Raw genomic sequence first — 3,819 nt, forward strand, 5'->3', positions numbered from 1 at the left:
TATGCCAAGGGCGTTGCCGAACCCCTCGCCAGCCAGCCAGCTGCTGTGGTTGTCCTCGCTGATGTCGTCCAGTTCCAGCGGCAGGCGACTGCCGTCCTGCCATACCCCGGCCGGCTCCAGCAGCCATCCGGCGCGGCATAGGCATCGGCGGCAATGAAGCGGTCGTAGCTACGGCCCAGCTGGTGCAGTTGCAGGTTGTCGGCAATGTGCAGAAAGCTGGAGAAATCCGCCTTGGGGGCTTGCTGGCGGTAGTTTGCCAGTGCCTCTGCCGAGTCCAGTGCCGCGATGGCTTCCAGCGGCAGGCCGAAGGTGTGCTGTTCCAGATAACGGCGGAAGGTACGCAACCATTGCTGCAAGCGCACCCGTTCTGCTGCGCTCACCACCTTGGTGACGCCACCCGGTTGCAGGCACAGCGTGTGCGGCCAGTGACCGGCCAGGCTGCCCATGAAACGCATCAGGATGGCGCGTGCCTCCAGCATGGGGGCGACGCTACTGCCGCGCTGGGCCTGGAAGCGGGCGAGGGTGTCCGCATGCCAGGGCTGGGACTGGTAGTCGGCGCGGGCAAAATCCGGCATGAAAAACAAATAGAAATGGCTGAGATGGTCGGCAATGTTTTCCACTGCGTGGACCAGATTGCGCACATGCAGGCCATTGGCTGGCGGGCTGATGCCATACAGGGCAGACAGCGCATTGGCCGCCGCCACCGATTGCGATACCGAACAGATGCCGCAGATGCGCGGCACGATGGCCAACGCGTCCAGTGGCTCGCGGCCCAGCAATATCCGTTCGAAACCGCGAAACAGCGGGGCGGTGACGCGGGCGGCGCTGACCTTGCCATCGGTAAAGTCCAGCGTGATGTTCAGATCGCCCTCGACACGGTTGAAGGGACCAAGAATGCGGCGGCTCATGCTTTGTTCTTTTTCGGCAGGGAGGGTGGCACGGTCAGGCGGTCGCGGGTGGCATTCTGCCGTACCCGGGCCGGCGTGGCGGATTTGGACAGCGTGGCCAGCGCGACAAACCAGGCCTTGGGCATGTCGGTGGGCAGGCCTACCGGGAAACCGGCCACCTGCGGTGTGCTGAAGAAACCATGGCCGGGGTCGGCAAAGTCCGGCGCAGTGCAGTTGATGCAGGGGTAGCCGCCGGTGAGGCAGGAACCCTCGCCATTCCAGCCACGGCTGTTGCAGTCGGCATGGGCCTGGGTGCCCTTGCAGCCCACGTGTTCCATCAGGCAGCCCATCTGGCCCGGTGCTGTGGCGCTGGCCTTGAATTCGTAGAATTCGTTCTTGTCGCAGCCGTGGTGTACCAGCTTGTCGGCGTAAAAACGCGGGCGGCCCAGCGGGTCGAGGTCGCTGGCCTTGAGGCTGTCACTGGCCAGCAAGGCCAGGGTTTCCAGTACCCAGCCCGGATGGGTGGGGCAGCCGGAGATGTTCACCACCGGCAGTCCGCCTGCGGCGTGGAAGTCTCCGCCCAGCAGTCCGCCCGGATGATTGCCGCTGTGGTTCAGCCCCACCGCACCGGTCAGGTTGTCGCCCGCCGCGCTGATGCCGCCATAGGCAGCGCAAGTGCCCACGGCGATGACTTGCCGGGCGCGGCGCGCCAGTTGTTCGATCAGCGTGCTCATGCTTTGACCGTCCGGCAGCAGGTGGAAGCGCCCGGCAGCACCAGTCATTACCGATCCTTCCAGGCAGAGCATGTCCAGCGGCTCGCTGCCATCGGCCAGGGCTTGCAGCATGTGCATGGCTTCATCCAGGCTTTGCTCGGCAAAGCTCGGGTGCCAGATCAGCTCGATGCCGATGTCTGCCAGCGTGGTGAACAGGCTGGGTGATTCGGCATTCAGCAGCGACAGGGTACAGCCGCCGCAGCCGCCGGATTGCAGCCACAGCAGGCGCTTATTTTTCGAGGCCATAGCGGGTCAGCTTGTTGCGCAGGCCGACGCGGGACAATCCCAGCTCAGCCGCCGCGCGGGTTTTGTTCCAGCGCAGCCGGGTGAGGGTTTCGCGCAGGATCTGCTTTTCCAGTTCTTCCATGCGGGTTTTCAGATCGCCCGGCAGGCCGGAAAGAAAGGCCAGCTCGGCGACTTGTTCTTCGGCGGCCGCCTGCAGTACTTCGGCCGACAGCAGCTCGGCACCCAGCCGGTCTTCGTCGCTCAATACCAGCATGCGGTTGATCTCGTTGCGCAGCTGACGCACATTGCCCGGCCAGCGGTAGTCCTGCATGGCTTGCAGGGTGTCCGCGCCAAAGTGGGCGGCCGGGCGCTGATAGTGCTGGCAGGCTTCTTCCAGCAGGCTGTGGGCAATCAGCGGAATGTCCTGTGGCCGGTCGCGCAGCGGCGGTACGCTGACGGTAAAGGCAGACAGGCGGTAGTAGAGGTCTTCACGAAACTGACCGGCCCGTACCAGCTCGGGCAGTTGCTTGTTGGTGGCCGACACCACGCGCACATTCACCTTGAGCGGGCGCGGGCTGCCCACCGGGCGGATTTCGCCTTCTTGCAGCACGCGCAGCAGCTTGGCCTGGAAGGCGGGCGAGGTTTCGCCGATTTCATCCAGGAAAATGGTGCCGCCATCGGCTTGCTGAAACAGGCCGATGCGGTCCTGATAGGCGCCGGTGAAAGCACCGCGCTTGTGGCCGAACAGCTCGCTTTCCAGCAGTTGTTCCGGCATGGCGGCGCAGTTTTCCACCACAAAGGGGCGGTCGCGGCGGTGACTGGCATAGTGCAGCGCACGCGCCAGCAATTCCTTGCCCACGCCGGATTCGCCTTCAATCAGCACGGCGATGTCAAACGGTGCCACCCGCGACAGCAGCGCGCAGATCTTGCTCATGCTGCTGTCCGGCGCACGCACGATATTGTCCATGGCCGAGCGTTCGCGCATTTGCTCGCGCTTGCTGTCCACCCGCACCTTGAGCCAGGGCTCGGACGATTTCAGCTCCACGTTCAGCAGTTCGTTTTCCTGCTGCAGGCGGAACAGCTCCACTGCGCCCTGCACAGTGAGCAGCAGCGATTCCGGCCGCCACGGCTTGAGCAGGTATTGATAGATACCTGCTTCATTGACGGCGGCAATGATGTCGGCGTTGTCGGTGTAACCGGACAGGATGATGCGGATGACTTGCGGGCAGCGTTCACGCACCTGCTTGAGAAACTCCACGCCGCTCATGTCCGGCATGCGCTGGTCGCTCACCACGACCTGAATGAATTCCGAATCCAGAATGGCCAGCGCCTCGGCAGCGCCATTGGCGGTAAACAGGGTGAAGTCGTCTTCCAGCGTGCGTTCCAGGGCTTCCAGAGAGCGGATTTCATCATCCACCAGCAAGATGGCGGGTTTGGCGCGCATTGTTGTTATTCCCCAAGGTGTGTTCGGTACGTTGTGTTTGCTATGGTGCGGGCAGGCCCGGCCTGAATGGTTGCTTGCAGTATCGGACAAGCACTCAACAAATGCGCGGCAGCATTTCGCCGCTCAGCCAGTCCAGCAGGCGTTCGCCGCCAAAATCGGTCTGCACCCGCACAAACTGGTGGGCGTCATGCACCACTTCGCCGATGATGGCCGCCTGCTGTCCCAGCGGGTGGGCATGCAGTGCCGCCAGCGCCGCGTTTGCCTCTGCTGCCGGGCAAATGGCCACCAGTTTACCCTCGTTGGCGATGTAGAGCGGGTCCAATCCCAGAAATTCGCAGGCAGCGCGCACGCTGGCCTGTACCGGAATGGCGCTTTCCTGCAGCCGCATGCCCACGCCGGACTGCTGGGCGATTTCGTTGAGCGTGGTTGCCAGGCCTGCCACGGGTGGGGTCGCGCATCAGGCGCAGGGCCGGGGCTGGCGGCCATCAGC

4 protein-coding genes are annotated in these 3,819 nt (G+C 63.9%); all 4 read right to left on the bottom strand.

Features of this window, described 5'->3' with window-relative positions:
* Positions 1-908: nickel-dependent hydrogenase large subunit (locus tag AWT75_RS20195; protein ID WP_193394111.1), on the bottom strand; the 908-nt coding region annotated here is incomplete at its 3' end.
* Positions 905-1,906: an NADH-quinone oxidoreductase subunit B family protein gene (locus AWT75_RS20200; protein WP_045845139.1), complete on the bottom strand. Its 1,002-nt coding sequence runs from the start codon at positions 1,904-1,906 to the stop codon at positions 905-907. The genes AWT75_RS20195 and AWT75_RS20200, both read right to left, overlap by 4 nt.
* Positions 1,890-3,329 (bottom strand): sigma-54-dependent transcriptional regulator, encoded by a 1,440-nt coding sequence (locus AWT75_RS20205; protein WP_045845138.1) that lies wholly within the window; start codon positions 3,327-3,329, stop codon positions 1,890-1,892. The genes AWT75_RS20200 and AWT75_RS20205 overlap by 17 nt, the downstream gene beginning before the upstream one ends.
* Positions 3,330-3,423: 94 nt before the next feature.
* The gene (locus AWT75_RS20210) at positions 3,424-3,771 is read right to left on the bottom strand and encodes an AIR synthase-related protein (RefSeq protein WP_275575777.1); all 348 of its coding nucleotides are present in this window, start codon (positions 3,769-3,771) and stop codon (positions 3,424-3,426) included.
* Between the last annotated feature and the right edge of the window lie 48 nt (positions 3,772-3,819).

It is taken from the genome of Aquitalea pelogenes (assembly GCF_001515305.1).
Classification (GTDB): domain Bacteria; phylum Pseudomonadota; class Gammaproteobacteria; order Burkholderiales; family Chromobacteriaceae; genus Aquitalea; species Aquitalea pelogenes.

Coding starts and splice junctions, on each gene's coding strand:
- AWT75_RS20200 (WP_045845139.1), bottom strand. CDS start 1,906: ATGGCCTCGAAAAATAAGCGCCTGCTGTGGCTGCAATCCGGCGGCTGC.
- AWT75_RS20205 (WP_045845138.1), bottom strand. CDS start 3,329: ATGCGCGCCAAACCCGCCATCTTGCTGGTGGATGATGAAATCCGCTCT.